This is a genomic window from Oleidesulfovibrio sp. (assembly GCF_047973035.1).
Taxonomy (GTDB): Bacteria; Desulfobacterota; Desulfovibrionia; order Desulfovibrionales; family Desulfovibrionaceae; genus Oleidesulfovibrio.
The window spans coordinates 169,616-193,991 of sequence record NZ_JBKEBF010000020.1 but is presented as its reverse complement, the minus strand read 5'-3'; the positions used below and the strand labels follow the sequence as shown (position 1 = coordinate 193,991).

General features: G+C 51.0%; 19 protein-coding genes. 14 read left to right on the top strand and 5 right to left on the bottom strand.

Features of this window, described 5'->3' with window-relative positions; all coding sequences use genetic code 11:
• A partial coding sequence (locus tag ACK5LI_RS06835) for a calcium-binding protein (RefSeq protein WP_416947528.1) occupies positions 1-1,690 on the bottom strand: 1,690 nt, incomplete at its 3' end.
• Positions 1,691-2,108: 418 nt separating this feature from the next.
• Between ACK5LI_RS06835 and ACK5LI_RS06830 the strand changes: the two genes are divergently transcribed.
• From ACK5LI_RS06830 to ACK5LI_RS06815, 4 genes are read left to right on the top strand one after another with little or no spacing between them, the layout of a single operon-like run.
• Positions 2,109-4,439, top strand: a complete 2,331-nt coding sequence (locus tag ACK5LI_RS06830) for a type I secretion system permease/ATPase (protein ID WP_416947526.1) — start codon at positions 2,109-2,111, stop codon at positions 4,437-4,439.
• Positions 4,440-4,478: 39 nt separating this feature from the next.
• A complete protein-coding gene (locus ACK5LI_RS06825; RefSeq protein WP_416947524.1) occupies positions 4,479-5,822 on the top strand; it encodes an HlyD family type I secretion periplasmic adaptor subunit in 1,344 nt (447 codons plus the stop codon).
• The gene (locus ACK5LI_RS06820) at positions 5,822-7,081 is read left to right on the top strand and encodes a transglutaminase-like cysteine peptidase (protein WP_416947522.1); all 1,260 of its coding nucleotides are present in this window, start codon (positions 5,822-5,824) and stop codon (positions 7,079-7,081) included. Before ACK5LI_RS06825 ends, ACK5LI_RS06820 begins: the two co-directional genes overlap by 1 nt.
• A 15-nt stretch (positions 7,082-7,096) precedes the next feature.
• The gene (locus ACK5LI_RS06815; RefSeq protein ID WP_416947520.1) at positions 7,097-9,160 is read left to right on the top strand and encodes an HD domain-containing phosphohydrolase; all 2,064 of its coding nucleotides are present in this window, start codon (positions 7,097-7,099) and stop codon (positions 9,158-9,160) included.
• 150 nt (positions 9,161-9,310) lie between these two features.
• Here the strand turns inward: ACK5LI_RS06815 and trmFO are convergent, their stop codons facing one another.
• The 3 genes from trmFO to glgP all read right to left on the bottom strand — a co-directional run bounded on the left by trmFO (position 9,311) and on the right by glgP (position 14,164).
• Positions 9,311-10,651 (bottom strand): methylenetetrahydrofolate--tRNA-(uracil(54)-C(5))-methyltransferase (FADH(2)-oxidizing) TrmFO, encoded by a 1,341-nt coding sequence (gene trmFO, locus ACK5LI_RS06810; protein WP_416947518.1) that lies wholly within the window; start codon positions 10,649-10,651, stop codon positions 9,311-9,313.
• Positions 10,652-10,758: 107 nt separating this feature from the next.
• On the bottom strand, positions 10,759-11,475 hold the full coding sequence (locus ACK5LI_RS06805) for a substrate-binding periplasmic protein (RefSeq protein ID WP_416947543.1): 717 nt from the start codon (positions 11,473-11,475) through the stop codon (positions 10,759-10,761).
• Positions 11,476-11,593: 118 nt separating this feature from the next.
• Positions 11,594-14,164: an alpha-glucan family phosphorylase gene (gene glgP, locus ACK5LI_RS06800; protein ID WP_416947516.1), complete on the bottom strand. Its 2,571-nt coding sequence runs from the start codon at positions 14,162-14,164 to the stop codon at positions 11,594-11,596.
• A 279-nt stretch (positions 14,165-14,443) separates the two neighbouring features.
• Between glgP and dut the strand changes: the two genes are divergently transcribed.
• The 8 genes from dut (at position 14,444) to ACK5LI_RS06760 (ending at position 21,032) form a co-directional block, all read left to right on the top strand.
• Positions 14,444-14,908 carry a dUTP diphosphatase gene (gene dut / locus ACK5LI_RS06795; protein WP_416947541.1) on the top strand — a complete coding sequence of 155 codons (465 nt, stop codon included), beginning with the start codon at positions 14,444-14,446 and terminating at the stop codon, positions 14,906-14,908.
• A 48-nt stretch (positions 14,909-14,956) separates the two neighbouring features.
• Positions 14,957-16,162, top strand: a complete 1,206-nt coding sequence (locus tag ACK5LI_RS06790; RefSeq protein WP_416947514.1) for an aspartate aminotransferase family protein — start codon at positions 14,957-14,959, stop codon at positions 16,160-16,162.
• A gap of 213 nt (positions 16,163-16,375) precedes the next feature.
• The gene (locus ACK5LI_RS06785) at positions 16,376-16,720 is read left to right on the top strand and encodes a hypothetical protein (protein WP_416947512.1); all 345 of its coding nucleotides are present in this window, start codon (positions 16,376-16,378) and stop codon (positions 16,718-16,720) included.
• 352 nt (positions 16,721-17,072) lie between these two features.
• Entirely contained in the window at positions 17,073-17,801 is a 729-nt protein-coding gene (locus ACK5LI_RS06780; protein ID WP_416947509.1) for an amino acid ABC transporter ATP-binding protein, read from the top strand.
• A gap of 75 nt (positions 17,802-17,876) precedes the next feature.
• The gene (locus ACK5LI_RS06775) at positions 17,877-18,692 is read left to right on the top strand and encodes an ABC transporter substrate-binding protein (RefSeq protein ID WP_416947506.1); all 816 of its coding nucleotides are present in this window, start codon (positions 17,877-17,879) and stop codon (positions 18,690-18,692) included.
• Between the two features lie 83 nt (positions 18,693-18,775).
• Positions 18,776-19,477 carry an amino acid ABC transporter permease gene (locus ACK5LI_RS06770; protein ID WP_416947504.1) on the top strand — a complete coding sequence of 234 codons (702 nt, stop codon included), beginning with the start codon at positions 18,776-18,778 and terminating at the stop codon, positions 19,475-19,477.
• A gap of 9 nt (positions 19,478-19,486) precedes the next feature.
• On the top strand, positions 19,487-20,179 hold the full coding sequence (locus ACK5LI_RS06765; RefSeq protein WP_416947502.1) for an amino acid ABC transporter permease: 693 nt from the start codon (positions 19,487-19,489) through the stop codon (positions 20,177-20,179).
• Between the two features lies 1 nt (position 20,180).
• On the top strand, positions 20,181-21,032 hold the full coding sequence (locus ACK5LI_RS06760; RefSeq protein ID WP_416947500.1) for a 50S ribosomal protein L11 methyltransferase: 852 nt from the start codon (positions 20,181-20,183) through the stop codon (positions 21,030-21,032).
• 304 nt (positions 21,033-21,336) lie between these two features.
• Here the strand turns inward: ACK5LI_RS06760 and ACK5LI_RS06755 are convergent, their stop codons facing one another.
• Positions 21,337-22,437: a glycosyltransferase family 9 protein gene (locus ACK5LI_RS06755; RefSeq protein WP_416947498.1), complete on the bottom strand. Its 1,101-nt coding sequence runs from the start codon at positions 22,435-22,437 to the stop codon at positions 21,337-21,339.
• A 148-nt stretch (positions 22,438-22,585) separates the two neighbouring features.
• Between ACK5LI_RS06755 and ACK5LI_RS06750 the strand changes: the two genes are divergently transcribed.
• Positions 22,586-23,248, top strand: a complete 663-nt coding sequence (locus ACK5LI_RS06750; RefSeq protein WP_416947496.1) for an endonuclease III domain-containing protein — start codon at positions 22,586-22,588, stop codon at positions 23,246-23,248.
• A complete protein-coding gene (locus tag ACK5LI_RS06745; protein WP_416947494.1) occupies positions 23,248-24,366 on the top strand; it encodes a murein hydrolase activator EnvC family protein in 1,119 nt (372 codons plus the stop codon). The genes ACK5LI_RS06750 and ACK5LI_RS06745 overlap by 1 nt, the downstream gene beginning before the upstream one ends.
• Positions 24,367-24,376 lie beyond the last annotated feature (10 nt).

Here is a 24,376-nt window from a genome sequence, read left to right as displayed (position 1 = left end):
CGCCGTGCAACGTATCATTGCCTTCACCGCCGAGCAGGGTGTCGTTGTCCGCACCGCCCAGCAAAGCGTCATCGCCACTGCCGCCGATGAGGGTGTCTTCGCCTGCATCACCGTTCAGGTAATCGTTGTCTGCGCCGCCATCCAGCCTGTCGTTGCCGATGCCGCCTTCAAGCAGGTCGCTGTCGTCGCCACCGTACAGTTTATCGTCGCCGATGCCGCCGTACAGATTATCGTCACCGGAGCCGCCGATAAGGGTATCGTTTCCGTCTTCGCCGTGAAGCTGGTCGTTCCAGTCTCCACCGTTAACAAGGTCATTACCGGTACCAGCGTAGAGGGTGTCGTTGCCGTCCTGTCCGTAGAGCTTGTCGTCGCCTTCATCGCCGTGCAACGTATCATTGCCTTCACCGCCGAGCAGGGTGTCGTTGTCCGCACCGCCCAGCAAAGCGTCATCGCCACTGCCGCCGATGAGGGTGTCTTCGCCTGCATCACCGTTCAGGTAATCGTTGTCTGCGCCGCCATCCAGCCTGTCGTTGCCGATGCCGCCTTCAAGCAGGTCGCTGTCGTCGCCACCGTACAGTTTGTCGTCGCCGGTACCACCGTAAATATCATCGGCGCCAGCGCCGCCGCGGATGGTATCATCACCGGAACCGCCTTCAAGGGTGTCTGCACCGTTGCCGCCGTCGATGTAGTCGTTACCGGCATCGCCTAGAACGGAGTCGTTGCCGTTCTGACCGTAAAGCTTGTCGTCGCCGGTACCGCCGTAAACAGAGTCACCGCCAGCACCACCCTTTATAGTATCATTTCCGGCTTCGCCTTTCAGACTGTTGTCCTGAGCATCTCCGGTAATACTGTCATCGAAATTGCTGCCAGTGATATTTTCGATACCTGAAAGTGTGTCGTTGCCTGTTGCTCCGCCTGTAACACTTCCAGAGCTGAGGTCAGCGTTAATGCCCGTGGTGGAACCAATGTACGAGGCCTCGTCAACTCCGCTGCCACCATCCAGCAGGTCATTTCCGCTTCCGCCGACAAGAGTATCGTTACCGCTTTCGCCAAAAATGGTGTCGTTACCTGCACCACCTTGCAACAGGTCATCTCCAGTGAGTCCGAAAATGCGTTCGCCGTTATTTGTACCTGTAATGACGTCATTTCCCGGGGTTCCAACAATGTCAGGGATGGGAGTCTCAGGAATAGAGGTGTCAGGAAACTCAGAAATTCGGTCGGAATTGTCTGTGATATTGGAAAACGCTTCGGAATCCAAAAGGGTGTTGGTGATGTCAGCCGTTCCTTCGAGAGGAGCTTGTGCGCCCAACGCACTCAAGCCACGTTGAATCTGACCAGAGTCATCCAGATATTCGCCAGTGCCGCCGCTGGAGGCAGAAGGGCCTGTTGCGGCTTGTATTTCAGGAGTATCTGCAAAAGCGGAAAGAATGGATTCTCCCGGAACAATTGATCCATCGCTCAGTAGAAAAGCAGGTGTTTCACCAGAGTCATTTGCAAAGCCTTGCAGGGTCAGCATGCTGCCATTGGCAAAAGAGATATTAAGGTCTGCACCCTGACGTACTAATGTGGCATCGGCAAAGGAAAACTGTGGAGCAAGTAACTCCTGTGTTTGAACGTTGATCGTTTCATGAGTTGCGGCGGCAGGTACATGAAGTAGCTGGGCGGGGATGTTATTCTGAGAATCAGGCATAAAAAAGCCTCCCGAAGGCGAGCAAAAAATAAGAACCATAAAATTATGCCGTAGGCTGGGCCCCCCCTGCCTTTCAGTCGTCAAGTAAACTGAAAAAACGGCACAGAATGCTAACAGTACTGATTTGTGAGTTTATCAGTGTAGTTATAGCTTAGGGTTTACTGACCGTATGCTATAATTATTCTAATTAGGAATACTTATTAATCCTCTACTGATTGAATGTAAACACCCTGTCTGTCCGAAAATGATAAAATATGGTATGGAGTAACTTGCTTTTTTGTCGCCAGTTGACGCACTGGCGACGCCGCGATATTCCATGGCGACAAAAAAAGAAGCGTTAACCGACATTATTTTGAAATGAAGGCAGGTTTGTGTGCGTGTTACGCAAGACATTGCCTGCTGTGAGGGGGACTAGCGAATGGCTGGCAAAACGGAAAAAATAAATGCTGCAGAGAACAGTGTTCATGCAACTGCAGCAGGAGAAGGCGATATTGATACCCGAATGGGGGGGCAGACGCATATAACGGATGGCAAACCCGAACAGATTGTGTTTCCCTCTGCGGACAGTGCTGCAAGCCTGTTGTCTACTCCTGCGCCCAGAAGTGTAGATTATGAGCCACCCCTTCTGCAAAGCATGTGTATTATGTTCAGGCTGTTGGGTAAGCCTGTTTCTATTAATGTTCTGAAGTCTTATTTGCCCGCGCATCAAGGCCCGTTGCAGCCCTCAGCCTGTATTCGCTCTGTACGTCAGGCAGGAATGGATGCCCGCATGGTACTCCGGAACTCTGTTGCGGATATTTCTCGTCTGACATTGCCGTGTATTCTGCTGTTAAAAGGCGGACAAGCGTGCATTTTGACAGAAGTCAATGATGAAGAAGCAACCGTTATCTTTCCTGAATCAGGCGAATCCGAACAGCAGATATCCTTTGAGCGGCTGGAAAATGAGTTTTCCGGTTACGCTATGTTTTGTCGTTTGCAGAAGAGGTTGGATAAGCGGGCAAGCAATATACGACTGTTAAAGAGTAAACGCTGGTTCTGGGGGACTATCTGGAATTTTATGCCCATTTATAAGCATGTGATTGTTGCCAGCCTTGTAACCAACCTGCTTGTTATCGCGGCGCCCCTGTTTTTTATGAACGTGTATGACAGAGTTGTACCCAACAATGCCCTTGAGACTTTATGGGTACTGGCTGTGGGTATTATCATCGCGTATACGTTCGACTTTCTGTTGCGGAACTTGCGCAGTTACTTTGTGGATGTAGCAGGCAGAAATGCTGACATAGTGCTGGCCAGCAAGCTGTTACAGCATCTTATGGGAATGCGGCTGGACCATAAGCCGGATTCGACAGGTACCCTTGCCAACAACCTGCGTGAGTTTGAATCGTTACGTGAATTTTTCAGTTCTACAACGCTGCTGGCGTTGGTTGACCTGCCTTTTCTGTTCATCTTCATTGCCATTATTTATCTTATCGGCGGACCGCTGGCTTTTATTCCCGCGTTGGCTGTTCCGGTGGTAATTTGTGTGGGGCTGCTTTTACAGTATCCGTTTCAGCGTGTTGTCGAAGCAGGATACAAAGAAGCTGCACAAAAAAATGCTCTGCTTATTGAGATAATCAGTGGGTTAGAAACTGTAAAAACATCTCAGGCAGAAGGACGCATGCAGCATCTGTGGGAACGGGTTGTAGGCATGAGTGCCGAGTCTAACCAGAAAGCCAAACGCCTTGCCAACCTGTCAGTTACATTCTCATTTCTTTCTGCCCAGCTGGTAAGCGTGGGCGTGATTGTGTGGGGTGTGTACCTTATTGCAGACGGCAAACTGACGATGGGAGCTCTTATCGGCTGTAATATTCTGGCAGGCAGAGCTATGGCTCCGCTTAGTCAGATTGCGGCAATGCTTTCCAGATTACAGCAGTCCCGTATGGCGCTTAAGTCTCTTGACCTGTTAATGAATACCCCTGTCGAACGTCCGGATGACCAGACTTATTTTGATTACTCAAAGCTGACTCATGATCTTACACTGGAGCAGGTGACGTTTAAGTACCCCGGTGCAGAGCGTTACGCGCTTGAAAATGTCAGTCTGCACATCCGCCCCGGAGAACGTGTAGGTGTAATAGGTAAGATGGGGTCCGGTAAAAGCACTTTGGGCAGGCTTAGCGTAGGCCTGTATCAGCCGCTTGAGGGTGCCGTTAAGGTAGGCGGAGTGGATATCCGCCAGCTTGACGTGGCCGACCTGCGTTCCCGCGTGGGGTTTGTCTCTCAGGATAACTATCTTTTTTACGGTTCCGTGCGAGAGAATATTGCACTTGCCCAGCCGAATATTGATGACAAAATGATTCTGCGTGCTGCAACACTGGCTGGTGTGACAGACTTTGTCCGTTCGCACCCTGCCGGTTTCGGTATGCCTGTAGGTGAAAGAGGGATGTCTCTTTCCGGAGGGCAGCGGCAGGCTGTTGTAATAGCCAGAGCGCTTTTGCATGACCCTGAGATTCTGATTATGGATGAGCCTAGCAGTAATATGGATAACGGTGCGGAGCTGTTACTGAAAAAACGTATAGCTTCCATCATTGCGGGCAAAACGCTGATATTGGTAACCCACCGGATGAGTATGCTTGATCTGGTGGACAGACTGATTGTGCTTGATCAGGGCAAGGTTGTTGCCGACGGTCCCAAAGAGGCTGTTCTGGAAGCCCTTAGCGCGGAGAAAGTGCGGAGTGCGCCGCCAACCCGAATGGCGCGTGCAACAAGGTAAAGCATAACTTTTTTCGCAGCTGACTAAACGGAGCAGTTAATGATGTCGAAGCATGGACAGAACAACTATCATCTGGAAGATTTGGAATATATGAGTGAAGTGGATGCAGCACTCAGGCGGCGCGGGCACCCGTTTGCCTTTATTTTGTCCGCCAGTGTTGCGTTACTTTTTGGCGTGCTCATAATCTGGGCCAATTTTGCAGTGCTTGATGAAGTCACCCGTGGCATGGGGCAGGTTATTCCTTCTCAACGAGTGCAGGAAATTCAGAACCTTGAAGGCGGAATTCTGCAGGAAATTGCAGTTTCTGAAGGCCAGATAGTTGAAAAGGGTGATATTCTGGTTCGAATCGATAACGAAGCGGCGGCCAGCTTTTACCGCGATGCATATTCGAAATCTCTGGAACACAAAGCGGCCATTGCCCGCCTTGAAGCGGAGTTGGACGGGTGGCGGGAAGTTGTTTTTCCTGAAGACGTTGTTGAAAGTGCGCCTATGGTTCTTCAGGATCAGGCCTCTATAGGGGGCGCAAAACGCCAACAACAACTTGTTGAATTGCGGGTGCTTGAGGCCCAGTACGATCAGAAACTCAACGAAGTGCAGGAAATGGTAAGGCGTAAGCAGAACCTTGAAAGCAGCCTGCGAGTAGCCATGGAGCAGCGCGATATTGCCCGCCCCTTGATGGAAAAAAAAGTTTACCCGCGCGTGGACTACCTGACTCTGGAACAGAAAGTAATTTCATTGCGTAGCGAAATTGATTCGCTGGCATTGAATATTCCCCGCGCGCGGTCTGCTGCAGAAGAAACCAAACAGCGGCGCAATCAACGCGAAGCAGAGTATAGAAGCGAAGCGTTTGAAGAGATTAACCGTCGTCGGGTTGAGTTGCGGTCATTGCAGGAAACACTGTCAGCTGGCGGAGACAGAGTGACCAGAACAGATGTTCGTTCACCTGTCCGAGGCACCATAAAACAGATTGGAATCAACACCATTGGTGGCGTAATCAAACCCGGTGAATCCATAATGCAAATTGTCCCGCTGGACGATACATTGCTTATCGAAGCACGTATCAGACCTCAGGATATTGCTTTTCTGCATCCCGGACAAAAGGCCACTGTAAAAATCACAGCGTATGATTTTTCTATATATGGTGGTCTTGAAGGAAGTGTTGAGCAGATCAGCGCAGATACCATCGAGGATAAAGAAGGAAACAGCTTTTATCTGGTCAAGCTGCGTACTCAGAGCAACTCAATTCAGTATCGTGGTGAACAGCTGCCGATTATTCCGGGTATGATGGCTAGCGTTGATATTTTAACCGGTAAAAAAACCGTTCTTGATTACCTGCTTAAACCTATTTTAAAGGCCAGACAAAATGCGCTCAGGGAGCGTTGATGGGGCAGCGGAATGGCTTGGCTTTGCAAAAAGCCGTCTTTTTGCGCTTGTGGCGCCTCGGGCGACACTTGCCGCGGCTGCCTGTGATTTCAGGCAGACCGGAGGTTGCTCTTGCCGGAGCCGCTCTTGCGATTGTTCTGCCCTTTACGTGTTTTGGGGGCGGGGCAAAACCCGAAATACCGGAGAAAGTGCAGTCCGGCTCGGTTGCGGCTGCGGCAGAACGTGATGCCGGAACCGGTATAAATGTATCAGAAGAAGGTTACGGCAGGTCGGGCGGCTTGCCAGACGTTCTGTTTGAGGAAAAGCGAGGTAGGACAGGGGAGGATTCGAAAACAGCACTCCAGCCGGATGTGAAGAATCCTGAAGGTCCGCAAAAAGAAGGTGATGGGGGGAAAATAGAAGCCGAAGAGGCTGAAGGCAATGGAGCAGAGCCTGAACAGGATGAGTCTCAAGGGACGGCAAAGAAAGGCGGACAAGATATTCCAGACTCGCGTTCCGTTGAACTTCCTGTAAAGGACACTGCGGAGCAGCAAAGCACGCTACTGGCTGAGAACAGTAACGCCCCGACGTTCAGCATCAGACGCGCAAAGCCTGATACAGCAAAGCAGCCTGCCAAGGATGTTCAGCAGATTAACGTTATCGGCGGTTCTTCCAAAAAGCAGATTCGGCTTTTTAATACTGTCGCGTTTCGGGGACCGTTAAAGTCGTTACCTAAGTGGGAGCGTGTGCTGCGTGAGAACAGACGCGATCCTGCGTTAAAGAAGAAGCAAGTTCCGGCAGGCCCGGGGGGCGCGGGGGGGGGGAGCAGTTGGCTGACCCTGATGAAAAAGGCTGAAAGCGCATCTGCCTTGGAAAAGTTGAAAATGGTCAATGGGTTTTTTAACCGCTGGCCATACCGTCTGGATATTGAAATTTACGGTGTTACTGATTTTTGGGCTACCCCTCAGGAATTTATGGCCCGTTCCGGAGATTGTGAGGATTATGCCATCAGTAAATACTTCGGGTTGCGGGAACTGGGGTTCAGTCCTGATGACCTGCGCATTGTGGTATTGCTGGATTCTATCAGAGGCATAGGACATGCTGTGCTGGTTGTTTACCTGGGTGACAGGGCGTATGTCCTTGACAATGTTTCCGACCTTGTGTTGACGCATGACCGGTATACGCATTATCGGCCTCAGTATTCGATAAACGAAAACTACCGCTGGGCGCACATTCCCGTGCGTCCCGCCGCCAGAGGCGGAGCGGACGGAAAACCATAGATTGTGGAGAGTGACATGGCTGAAACGGCTTCCGACAGAACGCGTGAGCTGGGCCGCGTGAGCGGCAAAAACGGAGCAAAATCGAAATTGTTTTGGTTTGGGGCTATCGCTGCGTTATTGACGATGGTGGCTGCCGGAACGTTTGTTTTGCTCAGTATCCGCAACCTGAACTCCGACCTTGAAGCGTCTGTGCGCGATCAGCAGGAAATTATGGTTAACGGGCAGGTTAACGTGGTAAACACCTGGCTTGATGCCATGATTGAGCAGGGGAACAGGCTGATTAACGCAGACCTTTTCCGTTTGTATGCTTCTGAAGTTGATTCGCTTGGTGGAGATCTTTCCATATTATGGAATGACAACGAATCAGAACTGGCTGGCCAGCTGCCCATGATGCGCAATCTGCTGCGCGAGTTTGTGGGGTACTCTGAGTTCATTTCCGGTCGCATTATGAATAAGCAGGGCGAAAGCTATATAGCCACCGATGCTTCCATCCGCCCCCTTTCTGCACCTCAGGCGACAGCAGCGGCGTCTGTGCTGGCAGATGGTAAACCTGTTTTTTCCAACATCCGCTTAAGCACTAACGGGCTTGTGGTTGATATCTTCCTGCCCATTTATCCTCCTCGTTTTGAGTCTAAGGAAAATACGCCTGTTTCTGTACTGATGCTGACCAAGAACGTATCAGCGAAACTTGCGGATATTCTGGAGTCTGGAAAGGGGAATGGTGAAAGCATTAAGCTGCTGCAGTCCAGAGACGGTAAGGTTGAAGAGGTTGCTCCCTGGTTGGCGGAAGGCGTACGTGTTGTTGCCGGCATGACGCTTTCCGGTGACGTGCTTGAATTTGCAGAACGCCAGTCCGTTTCCGGCAACGCCAGCGTATACTCTATGGGTAAGCGGGTTCCCGGGCTGGACTGGGGGCTGGTACAGGAAGTGGATGTTGCAGTTGCCAAGGAAACTTTGCAGCAGCGCACGAAAGCTGTAATCGGTTTTGGTGTGTTGATTACGCTGGTTATTCTGTGCATGCTTGGTGGGTTCTGGTGGTGGCTTGTGGGAATAGAAAGTCGCAAAGTGGCTCAGGAGATGAGTGACCTTGCCGGTAAAGTCGAAGAGCAGAAACGCTTTCTCGATAGCATCAACGCAACCATTGCCGATTTTATCTGCATGAAGGATGAAGAAGGACAGATCCGTTATGCCAACAGATCCTTTGCAGAAGCTGTAGGCCGTAATGTGAACGAGCTTGAAGGACTCGACTTTCCTGCAGTATTCGGCTTTGATACGGCCCGCAGGCTGACTGCCACTGATGAACAGGTAATGATGTCCGGTGAGCCTCTGACAATCAGCGAAACCATTTTCCTGCAATCGAAGAAGTATCATTTCCAGATTTCCAAAACTCCTTTCCGTTTGCCTAAACGTAACTGGAGCGGACTTGTTTATGTCTTCAGAGATGTGACAGAGCTTCTTGAAGCGCAGGAGCGTTCCCGCAAGCTTGTTCAGCAGACCGTGGAAGCATTGGTACGTACCATTGAGCACTCTGACCCGTATCTTGCCGGTCATTCGCGTATGATGAGTGCGTTTTCTGTGCAGGTGGCAAAATCTATGGGATTGCCGCATGAGGAAATTGCAACTGTTGAAGCTGCAGCCAACCTGTCGCAGATTGGCAAGATGTTTGTTCCCAAAGATATCCTGAACAAACCCAGTGCGCTTACTGATGAAGAACAGGCCGAAATGAAACGGCATGTTGAGCATACTGCCCGTGTTCTTTCCAATATCGAGTTTGAGCTGCCTGTGGTGCAGGCCATTATGCAGATGAATGAGAAAATGGACGGCAGCGGCTATCCTGAACATCTGTCTGGGGAGAGTATTTCCCTGCCGGCAAGGATTCTGGCTGTGACAAATACCTTCTGCGCCATGGTCAGACCCCGCTCCTATCGTCCGGCGGTACCTCTTTCTGAAACGCTTGGGGTGCTGAAAAAAATGACGGATAAGTATGATGCTGAAGTCATTGACCGTTTGTGCTCGGTAGTTGAATCGGCAAAGGGTGAAAGGCTGCTCAAACAGCTGGCAGACTCGGACAGGGCATAGCAGTAACAGCTAATGAACATAGGCGGCAGGAAGATTTACTTCCTGCCGTTTTTTATTGGGGAAGTGTGAATGCGATTGCATTGGCTGCTTGCGGGATGATGCAGGGCAAAAAACAGCGGCCCTTCAAAATATCAGGGCCGCTGTTGCATGCTATTTTTTTAATTCTTCCGGAACGGAAGCTACCCACTCCGTAAACTTTTCTACTGCCCGCTGCGCATACAACGCCTTACGGTCTTTTTTGCGGGCCTTCTGGTTAAGCGCAGGGGTCAGGCCGAAGTTGATATTGGACGGCTGGAATTTTTTCACTTCCGTCTGCAGGTGCGCCGCCAGTGCTCCCAGACCGCATTCACAAGGCGGAGTGGTCAACTCGACACCTTGTTTGCGGGCAGCAAGCATCATGCCCAGCCATAAACCGTTGGACGCGGATTCCACATAACCTTCCACTCCGGTTATCTGGCCCGCAAGGTATACATTGGGACGTCCTTTCAGTGAAAGATCAGAATTCAGAACCTTGGGGGCATTCACATACGTATTGCGGTGCACGGAGCCGTAACGGATAAATTCTACATCTTCCAGACCGGGAATCATGCGGAATATTTTATCCTGTTCGGCATACTTCAGTTTGGTCTGGCAGCCGACAAGGTTGAACATGGTTTTGTTCAGGTTTTCTGTGCGTAGCTGTACCACCGCAAAGGGACGTTTGCCTGTGCGCGGATCATCCAGCCCTACGGGCTTGAACGGACCGAAAGCAAGAGTCATCTCTCCGCGTTCTGCAAGGGCTTCGATAGGCATGCAGCCTTCAAAGTGCAGCTCCTTTTCAAAGTCCTTGGTCGGAGCTTTTTCTCCGGCGACCAGTGCTTCGCGAAAAGCAAAATACTCATCCCGGCTCATGGGGCAGTTCAGGTAATCAGTGTCTTCAGGTCTGTAACGCGAACCCCAGAAAGCCTTATCCATGTTGATGGAATCGGCACTGACAATGGGCGCAATGGCATCGTAAAAATACAGGTGCGTGGCTCCTACAGCGTCCGCAAGGCTCTGGCTCAGACTTTCACTGGCCAGTGGGCCGGCAGCAATGATGACCGCGTCAAAACCGGAAAGGGCCGGATCGTCAAGGGATATGATTTCCTGCCGGACCAGCGTTATGTTGGGTTCATCTTCCATGGCCTTGGTCATAGCTTTGCTGAAAAGACCACGGTCAACGGCAAGCGCTTTACCGGCAGGCACTTTGGTGGCTTCTGCCACTTCCAGCACCAGACTGCCGAGTTCACGCATTTCCTGCTTTAAAACGCCCACACCGGCTTCAGGTTCGTCCGAACGAAAAGAATTGGAGCATACAAGCTCACCCAGCTCCGGTTCGGAGTGAGCAGGGGAGTACTGGAGGGGCTTCATTTCAAAAAGAGTCACGGCGATACCGGCGCGTGCAAGCTTGCGGGCGCATTCGCATCCGGCAAGGCCGCCGCCGACAATTGCCGCAGTGGTAAGAGCGGTCAAGGCGTTCTCCGATTGGTTATATGATTGTTGTGCCATGCACCTATGACATTGCAGGCCGCAAGGCAAGAGCACCATACGAAGGTACTGAAAAATCAGCGCGGGATATTTTAGTTTTTTGTATTGAAATTGTTGTATAGCTGCTGGTGCATATTTTTCAACGTGCCGTTTTTTTGTAGTTGCAACAACCCGCTGTTAAATGCTTCGACATATTGATTTGCATCGGGGTGCTGGCGTTTAAAGCAGACGTGAAGACTTTTTTGAGCTAGCGGCGGACCTAGCGGCTCGATAAGTTCGGGTGATTTTTTCAGTACATGCTGCATCAAGTACATAATCACAAGCTTATCACCCACAAGCAGATCCAATCTGCCCGCCAACAATTTACGCAGGTTTGTTTCGTCATTCACCGCAGGGTGCTTTTGCAGATAGTCTGCATTGTCAAATTCCGGCGTATTGATATAGCCGGAAACAACGCCGATATGCTCCTCTTTCAGGTCATGCAGGCTGTTGTAGCTGATAACGTCCTCTTTGCGTTTGAAAAGATAAAGAGGTCCGCCGGGAAATGGGTCAGAAAAAATGCAGTCTGTCAGCCGGTCTTCTTTATATTCAGGTGTGTAGCCTGCAAAGTCAGGCTGTTGCATAGTTCGCACTGCGCGTTCCCATGGCAAAAAGTACAGGTTTACCTGGTAGCCCGCTATATGCAGCGCCTGCCGTACTACCTGACTTGCATACCCCTGCTGTTCAATGTTTTGTGCGCAGTAGGGCGGCCAGTGCAATGTTGCAAACTTTAGTAATGTTTTTTGTTCTGCTTTGGCAGCAGGGGGCATTGCTGAAGCAAATAGAAAAAGTAAGATAAGAATACGCAGTTGCATGAAATTATAGCAGTGTTAACGCAATGTACTGATAACTCAGGCGAAGCTCTTACGGCTCCGCCTGAGTTCGTTTTTATTCAACGGAAGCCCAATGTATGAGTCCCAGAGCGTGAGGGTCAAGCAGCAGCGGATGGTAAGGTACTGCTCTGACTGTAAATCCGTATCTGCCTGCTTCAGCCGGAGTGGCCTTGCCTCTGTATATCCGATGACCTTCCGCTGTTTCTTCAGCAGGTTCCATACGATAAATTGTTCTTTCGGTAAATGTACCGTCCTGCCCGACAGGGCCGGCATATATCTGTACAAGCACGTCATCGGGGGAAATGCCATTCATCTGCACATGCGCCTCAATAGTCATTTCCTGCCCTACATGGACACTGTCGGGGTCCTGACTGGTTACCTTCAGGATAGCCAGCTGGCCCCAGCGCATCATCATATCCATGCGCCATGCGGCCATTTCGCGTGCAGGCGCGAAGTTGTCGCGGGTCATGCTCAGGTAGTTTTCATATGCAGGAAGATACGCCGTTGTTTTGTAATCCTCGACCATGCGGTGCGAATTGAACCGCGGACCAAGGGTACGTATGGCATTTTTCATACGGCGTACCCACGCTCTGGGCATTCCGCCATGGCCTCTTTCGTAGAACTCCGGAATAACATCGTTTTCCAGAACATTATACAAGGTCTGGATTTCGACAAAGTCCTGATATTCAAGATCTTCGTATTCTTCTCCTTTGCCGATAGCCCACCCGAGGCTGTTGTCCGGTTCATAGGCTTCGTCCCACCAGCCATCAAGAGTGCTCAGTTGCAATACGCCGTTAAGCATGGCCTTCATGCCGCTTGTGCCGCATGCTTCCAATGGTCTGCGCGGGTTGTTAAGCCAGATATCGCAACCGGAAACGAGGTAGCTGGCCACGTCCATGTCGTAGTCTTCTAAAAAGACCATGCTGTAGCGGCAGGCTTCTGACCGGCACAATGTGATAAGTTCTTTTATGATCTGTTTGCCCGCCTGATCCTGCGGGTGCGCCTTGCCGGCAAAGATAAACTGTACGGGCCTTTTTTTGTCGGTCACCAGCCTGATAAGCCGATTTTTGTCCTGCAGCAGCAGGTTGGCTCTTTTATACGTTGCAAAGCGGCGCGAGAAGCCAATGGTCAGAGCTTCAGGATTCAGTACTTCCAGTGCCACCTGTAAGTCAGCCTTTCTGGCGCCTTGAGCAACCAGTTGCTTCATCAACCTTGCACGAACAAAGTCGACAAGTCGTGCTCTCAGTCTTTCGTGCGTTCGCCAAAGCTCGGCGTCGGAAATACTGTCTGCCTGTCCCCATACCTTGTCGCAGTCGGGATCTTCGCGCCAGTTGGGGCCAAGATAACGGTCAAACAGCATTTGAATATCCGGTGCCACCCACGAAGGTGCATGCACCCCGTTTGTCAGTGCGCCGATGGGCACGTCTTCTACCGGATACTGGTTCCACACCTGTTTCCACATGTTACGCGACACGTAACCATGCAGCTTGGATACGCCGTTATTGAATCGTGAGAGTTTAAGAGCAAGCACCGTCATGCAGAAGTGTTCACTGTCGTTGTGTGGTTGCTCGCGCCCCAGTGCCAGAAATACTTTGAACGCAAGGCCCAGCTCCCGCGCGTAAGGTTCAAAATACCGTTGCATCAGTTCCGGCGGAAAGCGGTCGTTACCTGCGGGAACAGGCGTGTGCGTGGTAAATACAGAGCTGGAAGCTGCCAGTTCCTGCGCCGCCTCAAAAGGCAGCCCGCTGTACTTCATGAACAGCCTGACACGTTCCAGCCCTGCAAAGGCCGAGTGTCCTTCGTTCATATGGATTACTTTTAGTGAAAGGCCGAGGGCTTCAATCGCTTTAATGCCGCCTATGCCTATAAGAATTTCCTGCCACAGGCGCATTTCCAGCCCGCCGCCATACAGACGGGCTGTGATCTCGCGAAACTCCGGCGGGTTCTGAGGGAGGTTGGTGTCAAGCAGGTACAGTGCCACCCTGCCGACCTGTGCTTTCCATATCTGCGCCTCAAGCGGGCGGTCGCCTATAAGTAGCGACACTTTTGCCGGAGTGCCGTCTGGACCGGTGGCAAGCGTCAGGGGCATTTGTTCAAAATCATAATCTGGATAACGTTCCTGCTGCCAGCCGTCGGGCGTCATGTACTGGCGGAAGTACCCCTGCCGGTAGGCAAGGCCTATGCCTATGAGTGGAAGGTTCAGATCGCTTGCCGATTTCAGATGGTCACCGGCAAGAATGCCCAGGCCGCCAGAGTACACTGGCAGGCAGGAAGACACGCCGAATTCAAGACTGAAGTACGCGACAACCGGCTGGCGTTCGTCTTCCAGATGAAAGTCGCAGTCAACAGGTACACTGAGATAACGGCTCAGTTGCTGACGCGCTTCTGCAAGCCGCTCTTTGTAAATGCTGTCTTCTGCCAGTCTGAGCAACGTTGCCTGTGGAACATTATTTAAAAACCACACTGGGTTTTTAGCACTGCGTTGCCATAATTTGTAGTCAATCTGGGCAAACAGTTCTTCGATTTCTGCATTCCAGGCGAACCAGTAATTATACGCTAGGCCCCACAGAGATTCCAGCCCTTGCGGGAGCTTGGGAGTAACGCTGAAAATTTTAACGGGTTGCATGCGCGACCTCCTGCCGGTGTGTTTCGGTGCATCAGCGGGTACTATGCTATTTCAGGTCCGTCAGGCACCTGAGCCAATGATAACTTGTCTTACGTGACAGTACCAATATAAAAAGCAGGTGAATGAAAAGACTCTTTTTGACTTGCTTTGCCGAGTATCATAACATTTTTTGTCTCGTGTTAGCTTTAAAGGACGCTGAGAGTTTTTTTTATAAGCCTTCTTCAGGAGTAAGCAGTGAGTAAGACAGACGATTCGGGCTGCAAGCAGCCCCGGATACCCGTGCGCTTTCGCTATGTTGGCGATGCAGAACGCATTTACGCGGCAGGAGACAATGAACCTGCTCTTGCGTATGCGACGCCTTGCTCTGCGGGGTTAGACCTGCGGGCATGTCTGGAAAGCGAAGAAGCTGTCATTCCTGCCGGAGGCCGTTTGGCAATACCTGTAGGTGTTGCTATCGAACCTATGGTGGCAGGTGTGGCCGGCTTTGTGTATTCGCGTAGCGGGCTGGGAACAAAAAAAGGCCTGACTGTGAGTCAGGGGGTAGGGGTTATTGACCCTGATTATCGTGGTGAAATTATTGTTTCGTTATTGAATACGTCCGGTGAAGAACGACGACTGCGACGAGGCGAGCGTATTGCTCAGCTTGTGTTTCAGCCGTTTTATCAGGCCGAACTGCAGCAGGTTGCAGAGCTGGGTGATACGCAGCGCGGAAGCGGTGGTTTCGGCCATACTGGCAGTTTGTAGCCTGTATTTCCTTTTTAAGATGTATTTATTACCGGACAGGAGTTTATCATGACCTCTTTTGCCCAGCTTAAAGAGCGGGAAGAATCCCTTCTTTGCAGAACCTACGGCCGTTATCCTCTTGCTGTGAAAACAGCACAGGGGTCTGTTCTTACAGACTTTGATGGCCATGAATATATTGATCTGCTTTCCGGCATCGCAGTAACCAACCTCGGCCATAGTCACCCTGTTCTGGCAGATGTTATGAACGAGCAGGCGCGTAAGCTGGTTCATCTGTCCAACCTGTTTTATCAGCAGGAACAGCTTAATCTTGCAGAAAAGCTGCTTGCAACTACCCACTTTGATAAGGCCTTTTTCTGCAACTCCGGTGCAGAGGCTAACGAAGCCGCAATCAAACTGGCGCGCCGTTATGCCCAGCGGGTAAAAGGCCGTGATGCCGGTACGGTGATTACGCTGACCGGTGCGTTCCATGGCCGTACGCTGGCCACTGTGGCTGCCACCGGACAGGCAAAGTTTCAGGATGGTTTTGCCCCTATTCCCCAAGGGTTTCTTCAGGTGGAATGGGGCAGCCTCGAGGCGCTTGAGTCCGCCATAGATTCGGACACAGTAGCTGTACTGGCTGAAATTGTGCAGGGAGAGGGCGGTATCCGTCCTATGTCTTTAGAGTATGCCCGTGGTATGCAGAAACTTTGCCGTAAAAAAGATATCCTTTTTATGGTGGACGAAGTTCAGACGGGCATGTGCCGTACCGGTCGTTTCTGGGCGTATCAGCATTACGGGCTTGAGCCGGATGTGATTACCAGTGCTAAGGCTTTGGCAAACGGTCTGCCCATGGGTGCTATGCTTGCAACTGATGATGTTGCCCGTGGTTTTGAGCCTGGTAGCCATGCAACTACTTTCGGTGCGGGAGCGTTGGTTTCTTCCGTAGCGGAAAAAGTTGTGGACATAATGCAGCATGAGCCGCTTGCAGAACGTGCTGACAAAGTAGGTTCTTCGTTCATGGAAGATGTGCGCAAACTTGGTGAGCGTCTTCCCGGTACTATTGAGGAGGTTCGCGGACTTGGTCTGATGATCGGTATCGTGCTGACTTTTCCCGGCAAGGATGTATGGGATGAGCTGCTGCGGCGGGGCTTTGTGCTTAACCTTACGCAGGAGCGTGTGCTGCGCCTGCTTCCTGCCCTGAATATCGCAGAAGAGCATCTGGCTGCGTTCCTTCGGGCTTTGGAAGAAATCCTGAGCGAACGGACGGCAAACTAGTCTGTGACAATAAACTGCCGCCGGTTACCCGCGCTGTAACGAAAGCAGCGGCGTGATTTCCGGTTGCTGAACAGCCTGTTTGCACTGCGGTGCAACCTGTTATGATGAAATTGTAAACGGCGTGGTCGCTGATGCGGCTGCGCCGTTTTTGCGTTGTATGGTGCCAGACGCGAAAATATAATGTGACAGGATTTTTGCATGTGGTATGTTGATATGGCGTATAGTGTATCATTACGAAAACGGAAAAACATGGAGGATGAAATGTGTGCCATGGATGGAATGACAATTGGCGGTGGCGGGTATGATAAGCAGACGTTTGGTGCGGCTGTGGTATCTAAGACACTGGATTACATGAATGGTGTGACCTCGTCTCCTGCCTCCAGCGCACCGATGGATAAGGAAACGTTCGGTGCTGCTGTGGTGTCTAAGACGCTGGATTATATGAATGGCCCCGTGTTCGGGAAAGGCGATCCCGTGTCACACTCTTACCAGTTCAACAAAGATGTTATGGGGCCGGTATATTCTGGAGTCGGGAGCATTGTTGATATTTATTCATAGGTTGTAGTCCATGTTTTTCTGCTTCTTTTTCTGAGGCCGTGCCATTTGGTGCGGCTTTTTTGCTGCGCAGTCTCAAGTGTAACATCTTGGTTTATTGTGGTTTGACAAATATGTTATACGTGCGGCTTGACAATCTTATTTGTCATTGCGTAGGAATACAGTGTTCGGTCTGTAATCGTGAGGACAGGGCGCATCTGCTTGGGAAGAGCAGATTTTTTATCTCTGGGGGATTTCCCCTTTTCTTTTTATGCATTCGGTGCCCCTTTCTCATTTGATGGTCAAGGTAATTCCTGTTTGACAATTTTGATTAGCTGTAGGCCTGCACGGCTACGGGAAGAGAGCTTCTGACATTATGGCAATGATCGAGTTTAACGACATTCATAAATGGTATGGGGATTTTCATGTCCTCAAAGGCATCAGCGAGTCTGTTGAAAAGGGTGAAGTGCTTGTCATCTGCGGTCCTTCCGGTTCGGGCAAGTCTACCTTCATCCGCTGTCTGAACAGGCTTGAAGATATTCAGAAAGGCTCAATTCTGTTGGAAGGTCGCTCTATTCACGACAAGGGTGTCGATGTGAATGATCTGCGGACAGAAGTAGGTATTGTTTTTCAGCAGTTCAACTTGTACCCGCACCTCACAGTTCTGGAAAACGTGACTCTGGCTCCTTTGAAAGTGCGTAAAATGGAAAAGGCAAAAGCCGAATCCATAGCCATGGAGCTGCTGGAGCGGGTAGGCATCCATGATCAGGCCAGCAAATATCCTGTAGAGCTTTCCGGCGGACAGCAGCAGCGTGTGGCCATTGCACGTGCGCTTGCCATGCGCCCCAAGGTGATGCTGTTTGATGAGCCTACTTCTGCACTTGATCCCGAGATGATCAACGAAGTGCTGAACTGTATGAAAGACCTTGCACGTGAAGGAATGACCATGCTGTGTGTCACACATGAAATGGGCTTTGCCCGTGAAGTGGCGGACAGAGTGGTGTTTATGGACGGAGGCGTCATTGTGGAAGAAGCTTCGCCTGTCGAGTTTTTCTCTAACCCCAAACATGAAAGAACCAAGGCGTTTCTTAAGGAAATACTGTAATAACAATCAGATGGTACACAGACGGCTGCCGAGTATGGATGAGCCGGAAAACGACTAAAAATGGAGATTGTTCACATGAAGAGACTTCTGTTGATTGCCGTTGCGTTGGGTATGATCTTGTCGGCCGGTACGGCCTTTGCCGGAAAGATCGATGATATCAAAGCGCGCGGTGTGCTTGTTGCAGGGGTAAAGGACTCCGTCGTTCCCTTCGGTTTTATTGATGAAAACACAAAACAGCTTGTCGGCTTTGATGTAGATGTGTGCCAGTACATTGCAGACCAGCTGGGCGTTAAGCTGGAACTGAAAACAGTAACTTCCGCCACTCGTATTCCTATGGTTACTCAGGGTTCCATTGACATTGCAGCCGCAACCATGACTCATAAGCACGAGCGCGATAACGTAATTGATTTTTCGATCACCTACTTCATGGATGGTCAGAAAATTCTGGTTGCCAAAGACGGCGGCATCAAGTCCGTTGCCGACCTGAAAGGTAAAAAGGTAGCCACCGTAAAAGGCTCTACCTCTGAAAAGAACATCAAGGCTGCACAGCCCGATTGCCGTGTTCTGTCGTTTGACGAATACCCGCAGGCTATGCTTGCTCTGAAGCAGGGCAAAGCCGTCGCAGTAACTACCGACTCCACCATTCTGCTGGGCCTGAAGAACTCTGACCCCGAACCAGAAAAGTGGGCGATTGTCGGTGAATACATTTCCGCAGAGCCTTATGGCCTTGGTCTGCCCGAAAACGATTCCGACTTCCGTGACTTCGTAAACAAAGCCCTGAACGATATGTGGCGTTCCGGCGAGTACGAAAAAGTCTACAACAAGTGGTTCGGCCCCAACACCAAGTACTTCCTGCCCCTTACCTGGCAGATGGAACTGTGGCCTAACTAAGACTTCGGCTCAGGTTTTGATTTCTTGCGGGGGCGTGGCCTTGCGCCGCGCCCCTGTTTCCCTGTTTTCACTGGAAGAGCACCTTGAATTACACGTTTGATTGGCAAGTCGTTTTAACGGGCGAGTACCGTGAGTGGATTATTGACGGACTTGTACTCACGCTCAAAATTTCGGTTGTATCGTTATTGCTGGCCTTGCTGCTGGGTACGATAATAGCTGTTATGCGCCTGTCGCGCGTTCGCCCGCTGGTATGGTTCAGTGCAGGATTTACAGAATTTTTCCGTAATACACCGCTGCTTGTGCAGATTTTTTTCTGGTACTTCGGGTCTGACGGTCTGCTGCCGCGCCCTGTGCTTGAGTGGCTGTATGAACGTGATTTTGAATTTGCTGCCGGCGTTATCGCGCTTACCGTGTACACGGCAGCTTTTATTGCAGAAGAAATCCGCTCGGGGATTAACGCAATCCCCAAAACCCAGCTGGAATCTTCGCGCGCATGCGGTCTGAGTTTTCTGCAGTCCATGCGGTACGTTATTTTGCCGCAGGCATTTCGTATCATTGTGCCGCCCCTTATTTCGCAGGCTCTTAACCTGATTAAAAACTCTTCGTTATGCATGACTATCGGCGTGGCCGAGCTGACGTACATGACCAGACAGGTTGAGTCTTATACCTTCCGTGGCTTTGAGGCATTCACCGTGGCAACACTGGTATACCTGTGCATCTCGCTGGTCGTTTCCTTTTCGGTGACCCAGTACAACAAGTACTTCTTGCGTACGGTCAAATATTAGGGGGAAGCCATGCAGTGGGATGTAGTATGGAATAACTTTGATTATCTGCTCATCGGCTCGTACCCTGAGGGGCCGCTGGGAGGTATCGCTCTTAGTATTCTTCTGTCGCTGGGCGGTATCTTCGGTGCTTTCTGGCTCGGGCTGGTTTTTGGCCTTATGCGTCTTTCCAAAAGTTGGTTCGTCCGGTTACCTGCAATCATTTACATCGAAATAATCCGCGGTACGCCGCTTTTGTTGCTGTTGTTCTGGTTTTATTTTCTGGCACCTGTTGTCTTCGGGCAGACCATGCCGGAGGCAGAATGCGCTCTTGCTACCTTTATTATCTTTACCAGTGCCTATATTGCCGAAATCGTCAGGGCGGGCGTTATCTCGTTGCCTAAAGGACAGATGGAGGCGGCCCGTGGTACCGGACTCAGCAAGTTTCAGGCGATGCGGTATGTCATTTTGCCGCAGGCTTTGCGCAATATGATTCCTTCGTTTGTTAACCAGTTTGTAAGTCTGACAAAAGATACCTCGCTTGCATATGTCATAGGTGTTGCAGAGCTCACCCGTGTTGCGGTGCAGGTCAACAACCGTACGCTTTCTGCTCCTATGGAGATATACTTTACAATCCTTGTCATGTATTTCCTTATCTGTTACGCGCTCACCTCTGCCAGCCGCCGGCTGGAGAAGCAGATGAAGCGTTATCAGGCAAGGGGATAATATGGCCGACTTGATTCGTATTGATATTGTAGTGCCCGATGAAGCATCGGATATCACAACCGGTATTCTGACGCTGCACGTGGCACAGGGATGGGAAGAAGATTATCTGCCCACTGGCGAGGCTCTTTTTCGCGTTTACGGCGAGAACCCGCAGTTTTGTGAAGAGCTGGTGACTGCTGTTGAGTCCATGGTGCCCGATGCCCGCATTGAGCGTGAACGTGTGCCCCGGCAGGACTGGATGGCTGCATGGCGTGATTACTTCACCCCTGTTGAGGCGGGTAGCCGGTTTATGGTTATTGCCCCGTGGATGCAGGGCGAGGTTGAGCTGAACGGCCGTATGCCTATTGTCATTGAGCCGAAAACTGCTTTCGGTACCGGACATCATCCGACCACGGCGCTTTGCCTGGGCACTATTTCTGAGCTGGCAGACAAAGGCCGTATCAAAGAAGGCATGCGCTTTCTTGATCTGGGTACCGGCTCCGGCATTCTTGCCATTGGCTGTGCCATGCTGGGACTTACCGGTGTAGGTTCGGATATTGACATTCTGGCTGTGGAGAACACCACCGAAAACAAAGTCATCAACAATGTGGATGACTCGTTTGAGGTGCGTCTTGGCAGCGTGGAAGTGGTGCAAGGCGAACAGTATGATTTGGTGCTGGCTAATATTCTGGCAAAGCCGTTAAAAGAACTGGCTGAAGACATTGTGTCCATGATGAAGCCGGGTGGTTGCCTTGTGCTTTCCGGCCTGCTTGAGTTGCAGGCAGACAGTGTGGAAGCGGTATACACCGAACTCGGATTGCCTGCCGCACGTCGTCATGTTCAGGGCGATTGGGCCGCACTTATCTGGGATTAGCAAGTTAGTGCTCTTTTTTGGCTCTAACGCCTGTCCTGACTGCTGATCCGGCGGCAGAAGCAATTGTACCGACGGACAAGCGCCTTGCCGGATTATATGAGCATTTTGGAAATAGCTGCCCAAAAAGTACGTGCTAATCGTAAAAATCATGCTGTTACGGTATGATGCAAGTTGAGATGTAAAAAAGCGGAGTCGTAATTACTCCGCTTTTTTGTATTATAAGCTGGGGGATGCCGTGTGTAAGCTATCACCCTGTACTCATTTGGTATTGAAGGATGCAGACAAAGTGTTGTCAGGTGCCTTGCTACACTTTGCGTCCTGCCGCAGGAGTGTCTTTGGTCACATCCATATGCTTGAGAACTCGTTCGGTCACAGTTTCCGGAGAAAGCTGTTCAAGGCAGGCAAAGTCACCGCGCTTGCAGGTGTCCTTGTTGCAGTGCTGGCAGCCCAGTCCCAGAATGATATTGTCATGTTCAGCCGACGGGAAAGTCCACGATGATGTGGTTGAGCCAAGAATCGTCATGGTGGGGGTATCCACGCCTACTGCAATGTGTCTGGGGGCGGAACAGTTGCCTATGTGCATTCTGGCGTAAGCTATGCAGGCCGCCATCTCGCGGAGCGTCAGAATACGGTCCGGCACGATGAATGCTTCGTTACATCGGGCTGCGTCCATTACTGCCCGCGCTTCCTGCTCTTCGCCGGGACCGAAGAGCAACAGAAAGCGGAGGTCAGGGTTCTGGCTGTACAGGTTTGCAACCATTTTGCCGTAATGTCTGGCCGGATACCGGCGGGTTGCCCTGCGGTGTGTCGGGTCCAGTGTGATAAGCGTGTGTTGCGATGTGAGACCCAAGGTACGCAGGATGTTTGCCGCCTTTTCCATCTCATCGTCCAGCAGGTACACCCGTGGTTTTTCGCCGTTCCAGCTGATGCCCAGCGGCTTCATGACGTTTGCCTTTGTGCGGGCAGAGTATCCGGGCTCCAGCGGATACCAGTGGGTGAAGAGCATGCGGCTGTGCCAGGCGGGAGGATAACTGAGCCGGATAGGCGCACGGGAAAAAGCAAGAACCCAGCGGCATCGGGGCAGCTGCTGAAATGCGACAACGATGTCGAACTTTTCTGCTGCCACTTTCCAGTAAAAACCTACCTCTTTTGCAAGATTGGTCAGCTCTTTTTTATCAATGCTCCACACCTTATGGACGAACGGGTTGTTTTCCAGCATGGAAGCACAGCGCTTTTCAGTCAGAATGTGTATTTCTGCATAGGGGAAGCGGCGTGCGAGCAGTTCGATGGCAGGGGTGGCAAGCACCACATCACCGATCTGGCGTAACTGGCATACAATAATTTTATGAACCTTGCTGTCATCTACAGGAATTTGTGGTATCTGGTCTGCTTGTTGCGTATTCATGAAATTGTTTCTCTGCCGCTGATGGAACTTCATCACGGCGAATTGTTTATTGCGATGTACGCAAGGCGCGGAATGTAGCCCGAAGATAGCGTAAAGTACAGCGCAGCTCATTGCGCTTCGTCGTGCAACTCTATAGAATCACAATGCCATGAACCGGGAAACGTATTTAATGGAACTTTTTGGCGCCATGCTTGGCCGTCTCGGGCCGAGCGGGTGGTGGCCTGCTCAGACTCCTTTTGAAGTTGCAGTCGGGGCTATTCTTACCCAAAACACAAACTGGCAGAACGTGGAAAAAGCCATTGATGCTTTGCGCGCTGCCGGAGGTCTGACAGAACAAGGCCTCGCTTCCATTGAACCTGCACGGCTCGAACAACTAATACGACCGGCAGGTTTTTTTCGGCAGAAGACTGCCAAGCTGCAGGCTCTCGTTGATTTTATTAATGCACAAGCCGATGGTGTTCTTGCCAACCTGTCGTTGCTTTCTATAGACGAATTGCGCGGCAGGCTGCTGGAGGTAAAAGGCATAGGGCCGGAAACAGCCGATTCTATCCTTTTGTATGCGCTTGATAAGCCCAGCTTTGTGGTGGATGCCTATACAAAAAGAATTCTGACAAGGCATGGCCTGTTGCCTGAAGATGTGCTGTATGATGAGATGCGTGAATTTTTCATGGACGTGTTACCTGCAGATGTATCACTGTTTAACGAATACCATGCGTTGCTGGTACGGGTGGCAAAAGAGTGGTGCCATAAGTCTGCTCCGAAATGCAGTGAGTGTCCGCTGGGGCCTTATCTTGAGTATGAGGTGCCCTGATGACGCGTAACAAATTTTTTATGGGTAGTTTGTTAGTTGCTGTCGGGCTTGGGCTGGGTTTTGTGCCCGCACCAGTGTCGGGACAGGATATAACGCAGTCCATCAAAGAACAGCAGCAAAGAGCCAGAGAACGCGAAGAGCGGTTGAAAAAACTGTCTCGTCAGGAGTCGAGGCTTAGTAAAGATGTGCAGGCTACCGAAAACCGCATTAAGCGGCTGGAAGCTGCCATTGATAAACAGGAAAAAGAGCTGCACGGCGTAGAGGCTGAACTGCAGAAAGTCAGCAGCAGACTGGATGCTTTGACCAGGAAAACACAGGCATCGCAAGAGGATCTGGCAAAGCTGCTTGCAACGCTCTGGCCGCTTAGCGTGCAGCGCGACAGCACCGGAGTAATCCACCCGGAAGGGTGGGATGCTGCCAGCAGGCGTTATATCTGGACAAAGACTCTGTACGAAAAAGTAGACGCACGGCAGAAAGAGTTGCAGAAACAGCAGCTAGAGGTTGAAAAAACGCTGGAGGAAAGGCAGGCTCTTGCTGAATCTGCCCGGAAAAAGCTGGCTGCGGTAAATGCCGACAAAAAAGACCTGCTGCAGGATAAGTTACAGTACCGTCGCAAACTGAAGTCTGTTAAGCAGGACAAAGCCAGTGCAGAAGCAGAGCTGCGTAATGTGCTGGATGTTATCCGTGGCCTTAATTTTAAATTGGAAAAGCAGCGTGGCGGCAAAGATATTGCCTTGCTTAAAGGAGTGCTGCCCTGGCCTGCAAAGGGTTCTGTAGTAAAAAGATACAAGCCCAAAGCGTCTCCTCCTGTGCGCGGTATCGGGCTTCGCGTAGCAAAGGGCACACCCGTGCAGGCTGTTGCATGGGGCAAAGTTATGCATAATGACGTGCTGCGAGGCTTTGGCAGGGTAGTGATTCTGATGCATGGTGAAGAATATTACAGCCTGTATGCGTATCTTTCAGAAAGCTCTGCACAGGTGGGGGAGAACGTGAAGCAGGGGGATCTGATCGGTACAGCAGGTTTCTATCCGGATGTGAACAGCGATGGTTTGTATTTCGAATTGCGTTTTCATCAAAAAGCAATTAACCCTGAATCGTGGTTAACTTCGTTAAAGTGAGTGCTTTCAG

Coding starts and splice junctions, on each gene's coding strand:
- ACK5LI_RS06830 (WP_416947526.1), top strand. CDS start 2,109: ATGGCTGGCAAAACGGAAAAAATAAATGCTGCAGAGAACAGTGTTCAT.
- ACK5LI_RS06825 (WP_416947524.1), top strand. CDS start 4,479: ATGATGTCGAAGCATGGACAGAACAACTATCATCTGGAAGATTTGGAA.
- ACK5LI_RS06820 (WP_416947522.1), top strand. CDS start 5,822: ATGGGGCAGCGGAATGGCTTGGCTTTGCAAAAAGCCGTCTTTTTGCGC.
- ACK5LI_RS06815 (WP_416947520.1), top strand. CDS start 7,097: ATGGCTGAAACGGCTTCCGACAGAACGCGTGAGCTGGGCCGCGTGAGC.
- ACK5LI_RS06805 (WP_416947543.1), bottom strand. CDS start 11,475: ATGCCCCCTGCTGCCAAAGCAGAACAAAAAACATTACTAAAGTTTGCA.
- glgP (WP_416947516.1), bottom strand. CDS start 14,164: ATGCAACCCGTTAAAATTTTCAGCGTTACTCCCAAGCTCCCGCAAGGG.
- ACK5LI_RS06790 (WP_416947514.1), top strand. CDS start 14,957: ATGACCTCTTTTGCCCAGCTTAAAGAGCGGGAAGAATCCCTTCTTTGC.
- ACK5LI_RS06785 (WP_416947512.1), top strand. CDS start 16,376: ATGGCGTATAGTGTATCATTACGAAAACGGAAAAACATGGAGGATGAA.
- ACK5LI_RS06780 (WP_416947509.1), top strand. CDS start 17,073: ATGGCAATGATCGAGTTTAACGACATTCATAAATGGTATGGGGATTTT.
- ACK5LI_RS06775 (WP_416947506.1), top strand. CDS start 17,877: ATGAAGAGACTTCTGTTGATTGCCGTTGCGTTGGGTATGATCTTGTCG.
- ACK5LI_RS06765 (WP_416947502.1), top strand. CDS start 19,487: ATGCAGTGGGATGTAGTATGGAATAACTTTGATTATCTGCTCATCGGC.
- ACK5LI_RS06760 (WP_416947500.1), top strand. CDS start 20,181: ATGGCCGACTTGATTCGTATTGATATTGTAGTGCCCGATGAAGCATCG.
- ACK5LI_RS06755 (WP_416947498.1), bottom strand. CDS start 22,437: ATGAATACGCAACAAGCAGACCAGATACCACAAATTCCTGTAGATGAC.
- ACK5LI_RS06750 (WP_416947496.1), top strand. CDS start 22,586: ATGAACCGGGAAACGTATTTAATGGAACTTTTTGGCGCCATGCTTGGC.
- ACK5LI_RS06745 (WP_416947494.1), top strand. CDS start 23,248: ATGACGCGTAACAAATTTTTTATGGGTAGTTTGTTAGTTGCTGTCGGG.